Source organism: Lutibacter aestuarii, assembly GCF_042676885.1.
Lineage (GTDB): Bacteria > Bacteroidota > Bacteroidia > Flavobacteriales > Flavobacteriaceae > Lutibacter > Lutibacter aestuarii.
Genome location: NZ_JBHTIC010000005.1, coordinates 92,817 through 109,875 on the forward strand (window position 1 = coordinate 92,817; position 17,059 = coordinate 109,875).

At 28.4% G+C, this 17,059-nt stretch carries 16 protein-coding genes; 10 read left to right on the plus strand and 6 right to left on the minus strand.

The annotated features are described in order from the left end of the window. Positions 1-10: 10 nt before the first annotated feature. Positions 11-1,408 carry a tetratricopeptide repeat protein gene (locus ACFQZW_RS02960; RefSeq protein ID WP_298264580.1) on the minus strand — a complete coding sequence of 466 codons (1,398 nt, stop codon included), beginning with the start codon at positions 1,406-1,408 and terminating at the stop codon, positions 11-13. A gap of 139 nt (positions 1,409-1,547) precedes the next feature. Between ACFQZW_RS02960 and pyrR the strand changes: the two genes are divergently transcribed. From pyrR to ACFQZW_RS02985, 5 genes are read left to right on the plus strand one after another with little or no spacing between them, the layout of a single operon-like run. After that, positions 1,548-2,087, plus strand: a complete 540-nt coding sequence (gene pyrR, locus ACFQZW_RS02965; RefSeq protein ID WP_298264578.1) for a bifunctional pyr operon transcriptional regulator/uracil phosphoribosyltransferase PyrR — start codon at positions 1,548-1,550, stop codon at positions 2,085-2,087. Positions 2,088-2,091: 4 nt separating this feature from the next. Beyond that, positions 2,092-3,024, plus strand: coding sequence for an aspartate carbamoyltransferase catalytic subunit (locus tag ACFQZW_RS02970; protein ID WP_386781445.1), 933 nt, complete (start codon positions 2,092-2,094; stop codon positions 3,022-3,024). 2 nt (positions 3,025-3,026) lie between these two features. Beyond that, positions 3,027-3,359 carry a hypothetical protein gene (locus tag ACFQZW_RS02975; RefSeq protein ID WP_298264462.1) on the plus strand — a complete coding sequence of 111 codons (333 nt, stop codon included), beginning with the start codon at positions 3,027-3,029 and terminating at the stop codon, positions 3,357-3,359. A gap of 17 nt (positions 3,360-3,376) precedes the next feature. Continuing rightward, positions 3,377-3,736, plus strand: coding sequence for a T9SS type A sorting domain-containing protein (locus ACFQZW_RS02980; protein ID WP_298285587.1), 360 nt, complete (start codon positions 3,377-3,379; stop codon positions 3,734-3,736). Continuing rightward, positions 3,733-4,650, plus strand: a complete 918-nt coding sequence (locus tag ACFQZW_RS02985) for a ribonuclease Z (protein WP_298264458.1) — start codon at positions 3,733-3,735, stop codon at positions 4,648-4,650. The genes ACFQZW_RS02980 and ACFQZW_RS02985 overlap by 4 nt, the downstream gene beginning before the upstream one ends. Here ACFQZW_RS02985 and ACFQZW_RS02990 read toward each other — a convergent pair. Next, a complete protein-coding gene (locus ACFQZW_RS02990; protein WP_298264457.1) occupies positions 4,647-5,009 on the minus strand; it encodes a CoA-binding protein in 363 nt (120 codons plus the stop codon). The two genes, ACFQZW_RS02985 and ACFQZW_RS02990, sit on opposite strands and share 4 nt — an antisense overlap. Positions 5,010-5,351: 342 nt before the next feature. On the opposite strand from ACFQZW_RS02990, the gene ACFQZW_RS02995 reads away from it, so the two are divergent. The 3 genes from ACFQZW_RS02995 to ACFQZW_RS03005 all read left to right on the plus strand — a co-directional run bounded on the left by ACFQZW_RS02995 (position 5,352) and on the right by ACFQZW_RS03005 (position 9,943). Next, entirely contained in the window at positions 5,352-7,796 is a 2,445-nt protein-coding gene (locus ACFQZW_RS02995) for a TonB-dependent receptor domain-containing protein (protein ID WP_386781446.1), read from the plus strand. Between the two features lie 222 nt (positions 7,797-8,018). Then, positions 8,019-8,981 (plus strand): hypothetical protein, encoded by a 963-nt coding sequence (locus tag ACFQZW_RS03000; protein ID WP_372802028.1) that lies wholly within the window; start codon positions 8,019-8,021, stop codon positions 8,979-8,981. Next, the gene (locus tag ACFQZW_RS03005) at positions 8,978-9,943 is read left to right on the plus strand and encodes a hypothetical protein (RefSeq protein WP_298264453.1); all 966 of its coding nucleotides are present in this window, start codon (positions 8,978-8,980) and stop codon (positions 9,941-9,943) included. The genes ACFQZW_RS03000 and ACFQZW_RS03005 overlap by 4 nt, the downstream gene beginning before the upstream one ends. Positions 9,944-9,997: 54 nt before the next feature. Here the strand turns inward: ACFQZW_RS03005 and ACFQZW_RS03010 are convergent, their stop codons facing one another. From ACFQZW_RS03010 to ACFQZW_RS03025, 4 genes are all read right to left on the minus strand, one after another. After that, a complete protein-coding gene (locus ACFQZW_RS03010) occupies positions 9,998-11,005 on the minus strand; it encodes a 3-oxoacyl-ACP synthase III family protein (protein WP_298264452.1) in 1,008 nt (335 codons plus the stop codon). Between the two features lie 196 nt (positions 11,006-11,201). Beyond that, on the minus strand, positions 11,202-11,885 hold the full coding sequence (locus tag ACFQZW_RS03015; RefSeq protein WP_386781447.1) for a nitroreductase family protein: 684 nt from the start codon (positions 11,883-11,885) through the stop codon (positions 11,202-11,204). 13 nt (positions 11,886-11,898) lie between these two features. Continuing rightward, a complete protein-coding gene (locus ACFQZW_RS03020; protein WP_372801639.1) occupies positions 11,899-13,470 on the minus strand; it encodes a GMC family oxidoreductase in 1,572 nt (523 codons plus the stop codon). 48 nt (positions 13,471-13,518) lie between these two features. After that, on the minus strand, positions 13,519-14,127 hold the full coding sequence (locus tag ACFQZW_RS03025) for a YkgJ family cysteine cluster protein (RefSeq protein WP_298264448.1): 609 nt from the start codon (positions 14,125-14,127) through the stop codon (positions 13,519-13,521). Positions 14,128-14,302: 175 nt separating this feature from the next. Here ACFQZW_RS03025 and htpG point away from each other — a divergent pair, with 175 nt between their 5' ends. Together htpG and ACFQZW_RS03035 are read left to right on the plus strand one after the other, a co-directional pair. After that, on the plus strand, positions 14,303-16,192 hold the full coding sequence (gene htpG, locus ACFQZW_RS03030; protein ID WP_386781448.1) for a molecular chaperone HtpG: 1,890 nt from the start codon (positions 14,303-14,305) through the stop codon (positions 16,190-16,192). A gap of 169 nt (positions 16,193-16,361) precedes the next feature. Then, a complete protein-coding gene (locus ACFQZW_RS03035; protein ID WP_298264444.1) occupies positions 16,362-17,054 on the plus strand; it encodes a hypothetical protein in 693 nt (230 codons plus the stop codon). Positions 17,055-17,059 lie beyond the last annotated feature (5 nt).

Here is a 17,059-nt window from a genome sequence, read left to right on the forward strand (position 1 = left end):
TGTAACATTTTTATAATGAAGTTTTTTTGTATTGAGTTATAATATCCTTGACTTCTTTCATTTTGTAAACCTCCGGAAATAACTCTTTTATTACTGTGTGGTATTCAAAATCAATAGTTAAAGCATTAATTAGGTGAATTTTTCCTTTATGAGAATTGTTAAATTTAAAATACAAACCACTTAACCTGTATTCAATTTCTGCAAAATCATGGAAAAAAGATTTAGCTTTTAACAAATTTTTTAAAGCATCTTCAAACTCTCCTAAAAAACATAAAACATCACTTAGCCCAACCCAAATTGAAATGTCAAAATCTTGCAATAAAATACATTTTTCAAAAGCGGTTACTGCCTCTTCAAAATAGTTTAATTTTAAATTAATTTCTGCATATTTTCTCCAATACAACGGATTTTGGTCATCAATTTCAATAGCTTTTTTAACATAAAATAATGCTTTGCTATATCTTTTTTCTTTTAAACTTAGATTGGTAACTGCCATCCATCCTTTATCTAAAAGAGGATCTTCATGAACTGCTTTTTTATAATACTCAATGGCAAACTTTACATTATCAATTTTTTCGTAACATTCACCTATTCTTAGAAACACAAATGAAGTTGGATCATCTAATTTTAATGTTTCTTTATAATTTTCAATGGCTTCTTCATACTTATTTAATTGCTCTAAGGTTTTAGCTTTTTCTAAATAAGCTCCAACAAAATGCTCATCTATTAAAACTGCATAATCAAAAGCTCTTAGTGCTTCTTTATAATTTTCTAGTATAAAATATTGACGTCCTAATTGATGCCAAGCAACTTCACTATAAGGGTCTTCATCAATATACTTAGTTAAATAAGTTATTGCTTCAGTATGTTTCCCTTCCATATCAAAACAATAAATTACATTATAAAGCGAAGAATAATCTTCAAAATCTACTTCTAAACATTTAGCAAAGTGAAATCTAGCTTCATCAAAATTATTTAAAAATAAATATTCCATTCCTATCAACGCTAAAATATCAGCTTCATCATCAGTATATGCCAATGCTATTTTTAATGATGTTATTGCCTTTTCATGTTCATCATTTTTAGAAAAAATATTTGCTTGTTGTACATAAATTTCTTCATTGGTAGGTTCAATAGCCTGTAATTCCTTTAGCAATAAAGTAGCTTCTTTTGTTTTACTTTCAAATATTAGCAATTCTGCTTTTAATAATTTTAATGTAATAGAGTTTGGGTGTTGTTTTAAACCTAAAGCAATTGCTTTTTTAGCCAAGGAATTTTTACCAGAATCTAAATAATAATGTATAATCTCTTCAAACTCTGCTGAATCAAAAAAATAAACACTATTGGTTTTAAGCATAGATTCAAATTTTGATAAAGGAATATTATTTTCTTTTGGAGTTAAAGACATAAAGAAGTAGCTATAAATTAGTACTGGAATAAAAGTACAAGAACTAAACATCAAAATTGATTACAACTTCTAAATGTTTTTAACAAATTAATTAACAAAATGCTTTATATTTGTATTCCAAACAATGTTTGGTACTACCATGAGTAAAAAAATACTACTTAACTCAAAGGAAATTTATATCATTTTACATCGATTGGCTTGTCAGTTAATTGAAAATCATAATAATTTTGAAAACACAGTGCTAATTGGAATTCAGCCAAGAGGCATTTATTTAGCAGAGCGTTTAGTCTCTATTTTAAAAAATGATTATCACATTTCTAATATAAAATCTGGACAATTAGACATTACTTTTTACAGAGATGATTTTAGAAGACGAGAAGCTCCTTTAGAAGCTAACAAAACCAATATTAATTTTATTGTAGAAGATAAAAATGTTGTTTTTATAGATGATGTTTTGTTTTCGGGTAGAAGTATTAGAGCAGCTTTAACAGCTATACAATCTTTTGGAAGACCAAGTGATATAGAACTGTTGGTTTTAATTGATCGAAGGTTTAGTAGACATTTACCTATTCAACCTGATTACAGAGGAAGGCAGGTTGATGTTATAAATGAAGAAAAAGTTACTGTTAATTGGAAAGAAAAAGACGGTAAAGATGCCGTATACATTATAAATAACTAAATACATGAGTCAGTTAAGCGTACAACACCTTTTAGGAATAAAACATTTAAATAAAGCTGATATTGATTTAATTTTTAAAACTGCTGATCACTTTAAAGAAGTAATTAACAGACCTATAAAAAAAGTTCCTTCACTAAGAGATATTACCATTGCCAATTTATTTTTTGAAAACAGTACTCGTACTAAACTTTCATTTGAATTAGCTGAAAAACGTTTATCTGCCGATGTTATAAATTTCTCCGCAAGTCAATCATCTGTAAAAAAAGGGGAAACTTTAATTGACACTGCAAACAATATTTTATCAATGAAAGTTGATTTAATTGTTATGCGCCACCCAAATGTTGGTGCTTGTGATTTTTTATCAAAACATGTGAATGCACGTATAGTTAATGCCGGTGATGGAACTCATGAACATCCAACACAGGCACTGTTAGATTCCTACTCAATTAGAGAAAAGTTAGGAGATGTAACAGGTAAAAAAATAGTTATTGTTGGAGATATTTTACATTCTAGAGTTGCACTTTCCAATATTTATGCTTTAAAATTACAAGGAGCAGAAGTAAAAGTTTGTGGTCCAAAAACATTGATACCAAAATATATTGAAAGCTTAGGGGTACAAGTAGAGTACAACATAAAAAAAGCTTTAGAATGGTGTGATGTAGCTAATGTTTTAAGAGTTCAAAATGAACGAATGGCAATCAATTATTTCCCTTCAACAAGAGAATATTCACAATTATTTGGAATTAATAAAAAATTATTAGACTCTATTGATAAAAATATAGTTATTATGCATCCAGGTCCTATAAATAGAGGGGTAGAAATAACAAGTGATGTAGCCGATGCAGAACAATCTATTATTCTTAACCAAGTTGAAAATGGTGTAGCTATACGTATGGCAGTCATTTATTTATTAGCTCAACAAATACAACACAAATAGTTATGGAAATTTCAAAAACTGAAAAATATACACTCATCAAACCATCTGAAAATTCTGTAATTAATTTTCTAGAAAATTTTAAAAATAAGTATGCTAATTTTACTGAAGAACATTTAATAATAGATTTTTCAGATAAAATTAACACAAAAATTGAAGAATTATTATTATTTTTGGATTTAAGTGTACGTCATAAAGAGAACGGCACAAGTTTTGTTATGATTTGTAATGGAATTGATATTGATGAAATTCCAGAAGAAATTAGTGTGGCTCCAACATTTAATGAAGCTATTGATATTATAGAAATGGATGCCATTGAACGAGATTTAGGATTTTAAAAACCTTATGCTTATTGATGAAAAAACTACTTTTAATAACTTTCTTATGTATCTTTTCTTTTTCGTTTGCGCAGCAAAACGGAGAACAAAATACTGCAGTTATTCAAAAAGAGCCTCCTACTACCCTTTCATCAATTTCTGCATACCCAAATCCTTTTAATGTAAGAACTAGAATCAATTTTAAATCTTCACAATCTCAAATTATTGAATTTACTGTAAAAAATTTATTAGGTAAAACTGTATACTTTAAAAAAATTAATGCAAAAACAGGCTATAATTCAATTGAATTTGAAAGAGATGATTTAAGGAAAGGAATGTATATTTATTCTTTACAAACAGATTCAGAAATTATATCCAAAAGATTAGTTATTAGATGAGTTTAAAACTCACCATTTTAGGTTGCCACTCAGCAACTCCTCGTGTAAATACTCACCCTACTTCTCAATTTTTGGAAATTAAAAATCATCACTTTTTAATTGATTGCGGAGAAGGTACCCAAGTTTTACTAAGAAAATTTAAAGTTAAATTTTCAAAAATTAAACATATTTTTATTTCCCATTTACATGGAGATCATTTCTTTGGTTTAGTGGGTTTAATTTCTACTTTTAGATTATTAAACCGAATAACTGAATTACATATTTATGGTCCTAAAGGAATTAAAGAAATAATTACACTGCAATTAAAACTCTCAAATTCTTGGACAAATTACCCTCTACTTTTTCATGAATTAACATCCAAAAACAGTGAACTCATTTTTGAAGACACTAAAGTTGAAGTTTTTACCATTCCTTTAGATCATAGAGTTTACACTAATGGTTTTTTGTTTAAAGAAAAATTAGGAGAACGAAAGCTAAATATGGAACAAATTTCCAAGTATAAAGAAATTGAGGTTTGTGATTTTCAGAATTTAAAAAATGGCAAAGATTTTAGGTTTCAAAACGGTACAATTATTAAAAATAAAGAGCTAACCCTTAACCCTATACCACCTAAAAGTTACGCCTATTGTAGCGATACTGCTTACTTTCCAAAAATAGTTTCCATAATACAAAATGTAAATTGTTTGTATCATGAGGCTACTTTTTTAGAAGGTAAAAAGCAGCTAGCTTTAAAAACAAAACACTCTACAGCATTACAGGCTGCTAATATAGCAAAACAAGCTAATGCTAAACAGTTAATTATTGGACATTATAGCGGTAGGTATAAAAATATTGAAGAATTCAAAATAGAAGCCGATACAATTTATGAGAATACCCAATTAGCAGAATCAGGAAAAATATTTGAAATAAACTAAAACTCACCAATACTTAACAATACTAAAGTACAGGCTTTTTCAAATTTGATGTTATGTTCTGTTAACAATTTTTCCAATTCAATATTTTCTGTTCCAGGGTTAAAAATAACCCTTTTCGGTTTTAGATTAATTATATATTGATAATAACTTAACTGATGCATTTTGTTTAAATACAAAGTAATTGTATGAATGCCCTTAAAATTTTTAACATTTGAGTAAATTTTCACTTCGTTAACGTAGCCTTCCTCCTTCCCAACAGCAACTGTTTCAATATTATTGTCAACTAATTTATGTATCGCTAAATTAGAATATCTATTAGCATTTTTTGAAGCTCCTAAAACCAAAGTCTTTTTTATCATTTGTTAAAATTAGTTAAAGTTTGTTAAACAAAGTAACATAATTTAAAATATGGAGTCTGTTAAGAAGCTAAGGTAAGCATCACGTTTAAGGTCATAAAATAATCAACTAATTATGTTAAAAAAAACTTAAAACAGTACTTTGTTTTACATAGTACTATATTTAATTATATATTTGTCAATGCAAACTAACAATATCAACATTATGAATACTTTAAAACTAAGAACAAAAAAAATTGAAATAATGAACTCCTCAAAAAGAAATAATTGGAATACCAGAAGACGATATTCGGTTTCAATTCCTTATAAATTTATTTAAGCATATACTAACTCAATTAAAGAAACATGAAAAATATAGTATTACTATGCAGTTTTATATTCTCAATAACTGCATTTGCTCAAATACCTTCCAACGCTAACCCAAGAACTGGTACCATTAGCGGTAAGGTTGTAGATGCTAACACACAAAATGCCTTACCATATGTTACTATTGTTGTTAAAGATGCATTAAACAAATCTGTAACAGGAGGCATAACAGATGACAAAGGAACTTTTTTAATTAAACAAATTTCAGAAGGTAAAAACACCGTTGAAATTCAATTTATTGGATATAAAACAATTGAAAAAAAAATTAATATCACTCGTTTAAATTCAAAAATTGATTTAGGAACAATCCAATTAAAAGAAGAAGCTTCACAATTAAATGAAGTTGTTGTTGTTGCCGAAACTTCAACCGTATCACAAAAAATAGATAGAAAAGTAATTAATGTTGGAAAAGATTTAACTTCAGCAGGTACCACTGCTTCTGAATTATTAAATAACGTTCAGTCCGTATCCGTCGATAGTCAAACGGGAAATATAAGCTTACGTGGCAATGAAAACGTACGAGTTTTAGTTGATGGAAAACCTACTAATATAGATGCATCTCAGCTACTAAAACAAATCCCTTCAACATCCATAAAGAGTGTAGAATTAATTACCAATCCTTCAGCTAAATACAATCCAGAAGGAATGAGTGGTATCATAAACATTGTTTTACATAAAAATTCAAATATAGGATTTAACGGTTCAGTTAATACAGGCTTAACTATGGGTGAAAACAACCGATTTAACGGCTCAATGGACATGAATTTTAGAACAGGTAAAGTGAACTTTTTTGCTAACTATGGTTTTAATGATGGAAAAAGAGAAAATTATGGAGTTGTTAGACGTTCTGATAATAATTCAGTTCAAAATTTTCAAATGCTTGATGATAGAGCATCTCATTTATTAAAAGTAGGTGCTGATGTTTACTTTAATGATAAAAATACTTTTTCATTTTATACTACTCAAAATATGACCGATAACTTGTTTAATGGTGGTACTAATGTAACCTTTAACAACAACTTAAACAGTAATAGTAAGATGATTGTTGATGGTGAATCGGACTCACAAGCCTATAATTTTAACTATAAAATTGATTTTAACAAAAAAGGGCACAATTTAGAGTTTGAAGCTAACTTTTCTGATTCTGAAAGCCCTGAAGCTGCCAATTACAACGAGTTAGTTCGTCCAAATGATTTAACTACAAATTATGATGACAAAATAGTAAATGAAAGAAGTTCAAAACTCTATAATATTGATTATACAAATCCATTGTCTGAAAATTCAAAGCTAGAGCTTGGACTAGAAGCCAGATATAACGAAACAAATAACAGTAATGTTACAACTCAACATGAGTTTATATATGATACTAATGGAGAATTGATTGACGATGGCAATGGTTGGTATGAAACAAAATCTAAAGACTTTACTTCATTTGATTATAATAGAGATATATATTCTGCATACATAAACTACAACCATAAAATTGATAAAATAGCCATACAACTTGGTGCGCGTTTTGAACAATATGAAGTAGATGGAACTTTTGTAAAAGGGGCTGAAACTTTAAAATATTCTGATGAAATATTCTCGGTATATCCATCTGCATTTATTACCTATAATCCAAGTGATAAAAACCAATTTCAATTAAGTTACAGCAGAAGAGTTGATCGCCCATCTATTGGTCAAGTAAACCCTATTCGAGAATGGAGCACTCCATTAATTACTTCTGTAGGGAATCCAAATTTAAAACCTCAGTTTACAAATTCTTATGAATTTAATTATACCAAACAGCATAATAAAGGCTCCTTTACCATAGGAACATTTTATAGAAGAGTAAATGATAATATTAATAGAATTTTAAATATTGACCCATTAGATGAAGACAAAGTTGAATTATCTTTTAGCAATACCGAAAGTAACGACAGATATGGATTTGAAGTATCCTCAAATTATAAAATTGCTAAATGGTGGAGAACAAATGCAAGTTTTGATTTATATACGCAAAAAGAAAGTGGTTTAGCTAACGGTGAACAAGTTGAAGTTACCAATAATTCATTAAACTTTAGATTAAGCAATAGCTTTACTGCTAGTAAAAATCTTCGTTTTCAACTATTTACAATGTATAGAGGTGGTGGCGAATCTATTCAATTTAAAGTAGATCCAATGTGGATGATTAATACTGGAGCTAGCTTAAATGTGTTAAAAGGAAAAGGAACAATTAGCTTAAGAGTTAATGATATTTTTGAAGGAATGAAATTCAAATTTGATTCAGAAAACCCTTATCCACAATCGGGACAATTCAATTGGGAAAGTAGAACAGCCTATGTAGGATTTATGTACAGGTTTGGTGGTGGCAAAAATAAAGCAAAAGGCCGCAAAACTAGAGACAAAAACGAAGCTCAAAATAGTGGTGGCTTTATATAATTAATACTTAATTAACCTTTATTTAACAAATAAGCTGTCACAAAACATACTTTAGCTCGTTTTTAAAATATAGCATTGTAAAAAGTTTTGAAAAATATTAAAAGGATATTATAATTATTTGAATTAGTTAACTAATAACCTTTTACAAAGCCTCTAAACTTGCATTTTAGAGGCTTTTCTCAATTTATGAACAATTGTTTATCTCAAATTTATTTTGAAAATATGCCCAAAACAAAAATCATATTAATTCTTTTTTTGTCATTTATAAATGCAACTAGCTTTGCAAGTGACATCGATAAGTTGGTTTTTCCAAAAGCTGAAATTCTAAATAAATATACTGCACGTATTCCTTTTAAATTAATTGATCATTTAATTGTAGTTGAAGCCAATGTATTAAACAAAAAAGGGAACTTTATTATAGATACAGGATCACAAAATTTAATATTAAATAAAGTGCATTTTCCTTCTCAATATGGGCACAACAAAAAAAGAGTGGAAACAACAGGTGTTTTAAACAGCCTCGATAATCCTCTTCAAAAAAAGCTTAGTGAATTTAATTTATTACATTTTTCTTTAAAAGATAAAAACTCTGATATAATTGATTTATCACATATCGAAAAAAGTAAGAAAATGCACCTTTTAGGTATTATTGGTTACAGTATTTTAAAAGATTATGAAATTTTTATTGACCTTTATTTAAACCAAATTACCTTAACAAAGGTTGATAAAAATGGAAATAAATTAGATCCTAAAGTATATTTAGAAAAAATTGTTGACAGCATCGATTTTAAGCTAAAAAAACATACTATTGTAGTAAATGGTTCTATTAATAGTCAAAATCTAAAACTAGGATTAGATACCGCTGCAGAGTTTAATCAAATCAACAAAAGTGTCAATAAAAAAGTTTTAAAGCATTTTGTTCCAAAAAAACGAATTAATTTAGCTGGCGCAAGCAATAAACAAATTGAAGTTTTGGCAGGAAATTTGCATCGATTAAAACTAAGTAAAACAGTATATTTAGGCCCTATGAAAACCATTTTAACAAACCTTTCAAAAATGCAAGAAGCTTTTGGAGTTCAATTAGATGGAATTTTAGGTTATGAATTTTTTAAGTACAAAAGAACAATTATAAATTATCAAAAAGAGAAGCTATATTTTATAAATTATCCTTTAATAACTCAATGAATAAAACTGTAGCACATATAATCATTTTATTTTTAGTTTTTATAACTACAACAACATTTGCTCAAAACAGCAAGGTTAAAGGTTATAGAATTGAAGGAGATGAAATTGTATTTTCTTTTGATAAAAGAGACTATAAAAAAGTAACTAATAATAATTTTGGTGCTGAAAAAGACTTTGAAGATATTGATATAAATAGTGTAGTAGTGGCGGGAGAATTTAATAATTGGTCATTAAAAAAATGGCGAATGGTTAAGATAAGTGAAAACAGCTACGAATTAAGAAAAAAAATCGAAGATTTTACTGATGAATTTTCTTGGGAATTCAAATTTGTGATTAATAACTATTATTGGGCAGAGCCTAGTAAAGATATTGTAAATATTAGTAGAGCAACAAAAAATGGAAAAAAATTGAATGTTTATAATCTTAATTTTACAACCGCTTATGTTGATGAAAATGGAAATGCAACATTTAAATTAAAAGGTTTTAAAAATGCACACAATGTTATTTTATCTGGAACTTTTAACAAGTGGAATGAAGATTATTTTAACATGGTTCCAACTGATGATGGTTGGGAATTAACCTTACAATTAAAACCTGGAGAATACGAATACAAATTTATTGTTGATGGTAAATGGATGGAAGATCCTTCAAACAACCTAAAAAAAAGAAATGAATTTGATGGTTATAACTCTATCATTAAAATTTATAAATGGGTAACATTTCATTTAAAAACCAACTTAAATGCAAAAAAAGTCATTTTATCTGGATCATTTAATGATTGGGATGAAAATAAGTATAGAATGATTAAAACCGAAAATGGTTGGGAATATACCTTAAAACTTTTTGGAGGTAAATATCACTACAAATTTATTGTTGATGATTATTGGATGGTAGACCCAAACAATCCTGTAAAAGAATTTGATTATGATGGCAACATCAATTCAGTTTGTATTGTAAAATAAAAAAAGCACTTTAAAGTGCTTTTTTTATTTAATTTAGTTAAATTTAATTAGTTACTACCAACGGATAATAACACTACCCCAAGTAAAACCACTACCAAAAGCTGCTAAAACTACTAAGTCATTATCTTTAATTTTTCCTTCTTCCCAAGCTTCTGAAAGTGCAATAATAACAGATGCAGCAGTTGTATTACCATATTTCATTATATTATTATACACTTGATGATCCTCTAATTTAAACTTCTTTTGTATAAATTGAGATATTCTTAAATTAGCTTGATGAGGAATTAACATATCTATATCTGAAACTTGTAGATTATTAGTTTGTAAACCTTCCATAATTGCCTCAGAAAAACGCACTACCGCATGTTTAAACACAAAAGTACCATTCATATAAGGAAAATAAGACTCATCATTGGCATCATTTGCTTCAATTATCTCAGGAACCCAATGTCTAATGCTTGGAGCTAAAACAGTTAATTCTTCCGCATGTTTACCTTCTGAATGTAAATGAGAAGATAAAATTCCTTTAGTATTGTCTTCAGTTCTTGATAAAATTGCAGCACCTGCACCATCACCAAAAATTACTGATACTCCTCTACCTCTGGTTGTTTTATCTAATCCTCCTGAATGAAATTCTGCACCAACAACTAAAATATTTTTATACATTCCAGTTTTTATAAATTGGTCTGCAACTGAAAGCGCATAAATAAAACCTGAACACTGGTTTCTTACATCTAATGCTCCAACAGTTCTTAAACCTAACATCTCTTGCAATTGAACACCTCCTCCAGGGAAATAGTAATCAGGACTTAATGTTGCAAAAATTATAAAATCTATATCTTCTTTTGTTAATCCAGATCTTTCAATAGCAATTCTTGATGCTTTTGCACCCATAACTGCTGAAGTATCTTCGCTTCCTTCTTTGATCCATCGTCTTTCTTTTATACCTGTTCTTTCTTGTATCCATTCATCATTCGTATCCATTAATTTAGACAAATCTTCATTGGTCACGATGTTATCTGGAACATAATACCCTAAACCAGTTATTTTAGAATTATACATAAATTGTTATTTAAAGTTTATTTTTTCAAACATACACAAAAGTTAAAAGTATTACAACTAATTAGAGTTGTTAGAATTTTAGTATTTTCTTAATTTATATGGTGATATTTAAAAATAGTTTAAAAATTTATTATTAACAACTTAATTTTAAATAATTAAAACTTATAAATATCAAAAAATATAATAAACCTTGTAATTAATAAATTTGCATTACTTTTTCTAAAGATTTCCGATTAAGGTCTGGAACATAGGCTTTTTCAGCTTCATAACCAACCGGAAGCAATAAGAAAGCACGTTCATTATCGGGTCTTTTAAGTATTTTTTCTAAAAAACGCATTGGACTCGGTGTATGTGTTAAAGTTACTAAACCTGCATGATGAATGGCTGATATTAAAAACCCACAAGCTAAACCTACAGACTCGTTTACATAATAATTTTGATGTTTCTCACCACTTTCACCATACTCAAAAGGTCTTTTAAAAACTACTATTAAATAAGGTGCAATTTCTAAAAATGCTTTATCAGGGTTTGTCCCTAAAGGTTTTAAATCATTTAACCATACATCACTCATTCTACTTTCGTAACTTTTTCGTTCTTCTTCTTCAGCAGCTTCCCTAATTTTCTTTTTAATATTAGCACTTTTTATTACACAAAAAGTCCAAGGTTGTTTATGGGCGCCAGACGGTGCTGTAGAAGCTGTTTTTATAATATTTTCAATAACTTCTATGGGAATGTCTTTATTTGAAAAATGACGAACCGACCTTCTCTTATCCATCCAATTATAAAGACTTTTTGTCCTTTCAATCATTTCTTTTTCTAAAAAAGACTGTTGTTGATGTCTTATATGTTTAAATCCTTCAACTAAAATATAATCTTCCATTGTTATCCTCTTATTATTTTGGTTTGTTTGGTATTTTGCTCATTGCATGTTCACTAATTGCCGTTATTGTTAATGAAGGATTTACACCTGGATTTGCAGAAATCATAGCTCCATCACAAACAAACATATTTTTATAGCCAAAAACTTGGTTATTTTTATCAATAACTCCTTCCAATTTATTAGCTCCCATAACACAGCCTCCTAAAATATGTGCTGTAGTAGGCGTTCCAAACAGAACATCCGTAAAATTTGCATAAGGGATACCTTGTACTTTTTTTCCAAAGAGCTTTGCAAATTTGATGGCTTCTGAAATAAATGCGGTAGGTTTAGAACCAATTTCAGTTTTGGTTTTCATCTTAGTAATTTTTCCAAGTTTAATTTGCAGCGTACTATCTAATGTTTGCATAAATAATAAAACGGTGGTTTTTTTAGCATAGCTCCTAATAAAGAGAGTTTTTATTAATTTTAAAGGACTTTTAAACAATAAACCTAAAATACCTAACAATCTTAATATTGTAAACCTATTTTGAATAAAAGGAATGGTTAAAAGTTTGAAAAAACTAGAACCCTCTCCATATCGAACGGGTTCTATGTGGCTATTTTTATCGATATGCAAAATAGAACCTATTGCAATTCCTTTTGAATAATCTTTAGTATTATTAGCTGTTGAAGTGACTAATAATAATGATTCATTATTGGTTCGAATATTACAACCTAACTTAGCCGATAAATTTGGTAAAGATTTTTCTTTTAATTTTAATAAAAGAGGAACGGTTCCTAAAACTCCTCCTGAAAAAATTACTCCTTTAGAAGTTATACTAGCCTCCCTTTTTTTTCCAAAACTTGACTTATATTCAATTTGATAACCATTATTGCCATCTGAAGTTCCTATGGTTTTTACATTATAAACTTCTTTTTCTGCTAAAATTTTAACTCCTAATTGTTGAGCCAAATACAAATAGTTTTTGTCTAACGTATTTTTAGCATTAAATCTACAACCTGTCATACAAGCTCCACAGTTTATGCAGCCAGTTCTATCAGGCCCTTTCCCATTAAAATAAGGGTCTTTTACTGTTTTACCAGCTTCTCCAAAATACACTGCTACTTTTGAAGGTTCAAAATATTGTTTTTTACCAATATGTGTTGCAATTTCTCTAATTTCCGCATCAGCATCATAAAACTCTGGATTAATTTTAGCCCCTAACATTTGATAAGCAGTTTTATAATGAGGTTTTAAAGCTTCTTCCCAATTATTTAAATTTCCCCAACTTCCAGAGTTAAAAAAAGGTTGTTTAGGAACTGGTAATGTATTGGCATATGTTAAAGAACCTCCCCCCACTCCAACACCAGATAACACTGATACATGATTAAGAAAAGTCATTTTAAAAAAGCCTCTCATAAATAATTTTGGCTCCCAAATCCACTTTTTTAAATCCCAATTATTTTTAGGGAAATCTTCGCTTTTAAACCATTTTCCTTTTTCAATTACCAAAACTTTGTAACCTTTCTCAGCCAATCTTAAGGCACTTACCGATCCTCCAAAACCGCTTCCAATGATTACATAATCGTAATCTAAACTTTTCATACTTAATAATTACTTTCAATAAAAATAAGTAATTATTATAAATTATCATTAGGCTATCTTTTTAAATCTTCTTGGTATTGGTCTGTAAGCATAATAACTTAAAACCTCTTCAATGGCTCTAATTAAAGCTTTGTTAATTGGAAGTATGGTAGCTCCTAGTGTGAAATCAATTTGAGAAAGCTGCATATAGTAATCTGTAAAAACAGGAATTGAAGCTTTATTTTTTAAAGCATCAATAACTTGTTGATAATTTTGTGGCTGACTTTCTTTTAAAATTTTACATGTTGCTAACCTTAGTTGTCCATATTTATCTTTTACGGCTGCATAACCAAAAAGCCTGCATATTAAACCTCTATAACGATACTCTCCACAACTTCCACTACTACTATCTGTTAGTGATAAAGGCTGATAAATATGACAAATTGTAGTTGATTTATGATTTAATTCTCTTAAAACTTCTTCAGCTTTATCATTTAAAAATAAATAAAAAGCCCAAGGTAAAAACTCTAATGGTGAAGCTTCTACGTCTAGCTTAGTACAACATTTACCACAACCTGAAACACATTGCATATCAAATTGCTTTTTAAATGTTGTTATTTCCTGCTCAAGACAACCAAACATCTGTTCAATTAATCTTACTTTGCGTTCTATTGACATTCTTGAACGAATGTACGGTAAATTAGCTTACAAATTACATTGCTTAAAAAATTAACATCAATAAAAAATATAAAAATATAGGCTACATAAAAAGTGTCACTTTGTCATAATTGAAATTTTGGTACTTTATTTGACAAATAACTAGCGTTAATAATAAATTAAAAAATTAAAAAATATGGCAACTGGAAATATTAATGTAACGGCAGAGAATATTTTTCCTATTATTAAAAAATTCTTGTATTCAGATCACGAAATATTTTTACGTGAGCTTATTTCAAATGCAACAGATGCAACTTTAAAACTTAAACATCTTTCTACTTTAGGTGAAATAAAAGGAGATATTGGTAATCCAATTATTGAAATTAAAATTGACAAAGAAAACAAAGAAATTAGAATTATTGACCAAGGAGTTGGGATGACTGGTGAAGAAGTAGAAAAATACATCAACCAAGTCGCTTTTTCTGGTGCAGAAGAGTTTGTTGAAAAGTATAAAGACAAAGTTGAAGATTCAGGAATTATTGGTCATTTTGGATTAGGTTTTTACTCTTCGTTTATGGTAGCAAGTAAAGTAGAAATTTTCACAAAATCATTTGCTGAAGACTCGAAAGCTGTTCGTTGGGAATGTGATGGAAGTCCTCAATATACTTTAGAGGAAATTGAAAGAGGTGAAAGAGGAACTGAGATTGTTTTACATATTGATGATGAATCTTTAGAATTCTTAGAAGATTCTAAAATAAACGAGTTGTTAAATAAATACAACAAGTTTATGCCTATTCCAATAAAATTTGGAACACGAGAAGAAACTTTACCTTTACCTAAAGATGCAAAAGAAGGTGCTGAACCTGAAAAAATTACCGTTGACAATATTGTTAACAATCCAAACCCAGCTTGGACCAAAAAACCAACAGAGTTAAAAGATGATGATTATACTTCATTTTACAGAGAATTGTACCCAATGCAGTTTGAAGATCCATTATTTCATATCCATTTAAATGTTGATCATCCATTTAATTTAACAGGTATTTTATACTTCCCTAAATTAAGTAAAAGTGTAGATCCATTAAAAGATAAGATTCAACTATACCAAAATCAAGTATTTGTTACGGATAATGTGGAAGGAATTGTACCAGACTTTTTGCAAATGCTTAGAGGGGTAATTGACTCTCCAGACATTCCGCTAAATGTTTCTCGTTCTTATTTACAAGCAGATGGTGCTGTTAAGAAAATTTCAGGATATATCACTAGAAAAGTAGCTGATAAACTTATCAGTTTATTTAAAAACGATAGAAAGTCATTTGAAGATAGATGGGATGACATTAAAGTAATTATTGAATATGGAATGCTTTCTGAGGATAAATTCTTTGAAAAATCTGACAAATTTGCATTGTACCCTACGGTAGATAAAGAATATTTTACTTTTTCAGAATTAGAAGAAAAAATTAAACCCGCTCAAACTGATAAAGACAATAAATTAATTGTTTTATATGCTTCTGATGTTAAAACTCAACACAGCTATATTGACGCTGCAAAAGACAAAGGTTATGAAGTTTTATTGTTAGATTCTCCAATTGTTTCTCACTTAATTCAAAAATTAGAAGGCAGCAAAGAAAACATTCAATTTGTAAGAGTTGATGCTGATCATATTGATAATTTAATCAAAAAGGATGAAGATAAAATAAGTAAACTTTCTGATGAAGAAAAAGAAACATTAAAACCAATTATTGAAAATGCAATTCCAAAAGAAACCTACACCGTTCAACTAGAAGCTATGGATTCTAATGCCAACCCTTTTATTATTACGCAACCAGAATTTATGCGTAGAATGAAAGAAATGCAAGCCACAGGAGGTGGAGGAATGATGGGAATGGGAAATTTCCCTGAAATGTATAATCTAGTTGTAAACACTAATAATGAATTGGTAAGTGAAATTTTAAACACCAAAACTTCCAAAAAACAAGAGCGTTTAATAAAACAAGCTTTTGATTTAGCTAGACTTTCTCAAAACTTATTAAAAGGAGAAGAGCTAACAAATTTTATTAAGCGTAGTTTCCAAATGATTAAATAAATTAATTTTAGTATAAAAAAGCCACTAATTATAGTGGCTTTTTTTATTTATAGTTTTAACAAACAATTATTAAAATACTATTAATTACAACGTTTCATTTTTAGTATTTTTATCCGTAATTTAAAATAGTTGGCATTTTTTTTGCAGCTTTGTACTATAAATTTTATCAATGAATAATTTTATAAAATATTTTCTATTTAGTTTCTTAATATATTTAAGTGGAGGAAACATATTTGCACAAAGTGATACTACAAAAGTACACTCAAAAATTACGGATGAAACATCAAAAGGAATCCTTAAAAACACCAATCAATTAAAAGCTAAATTTCCAGTTACCAAAGCTAATCCTCCAGTAAACTTTAATTTAAACATTGATAAAAAGTTAAACACTAATGCTGTAAATAAAAAACTAAATTCAAATCCATCTAAATCACATGCCAATTTTTTAATGGAAACATTACCCGAGGATAGAGATATTATTACAAAAAAATACTTTCAAGGTAAAGATGTAACTCATCAAAAATTAGTTAGTAATTTTAGCTTGGGAACTGTAAATAGTAAAACTAAAACTGTAAAAGTTGAGTGTAGAGATTATAGTTATGTTGATGGAGATAGAATTAGAATTTACGTAAATGAAAAAGTAGTTAGTGATAATATTGGTTTAAAAGCAAATTATTATGTGTACTATATTAATTTAGATGAAGGCTATAATCGTATTGATTTTCAAGCATTAAATCAAGGGTTTTCTGGTCCTAATACCGCTGAAGTTAGTTTATATGATGCCAATGGAAATTTAATTTCATCTAAAGAATGGAATTTAGCTACAGGACAAACAGCAACATTAGGTGTTATTCACCGTTAATTTAA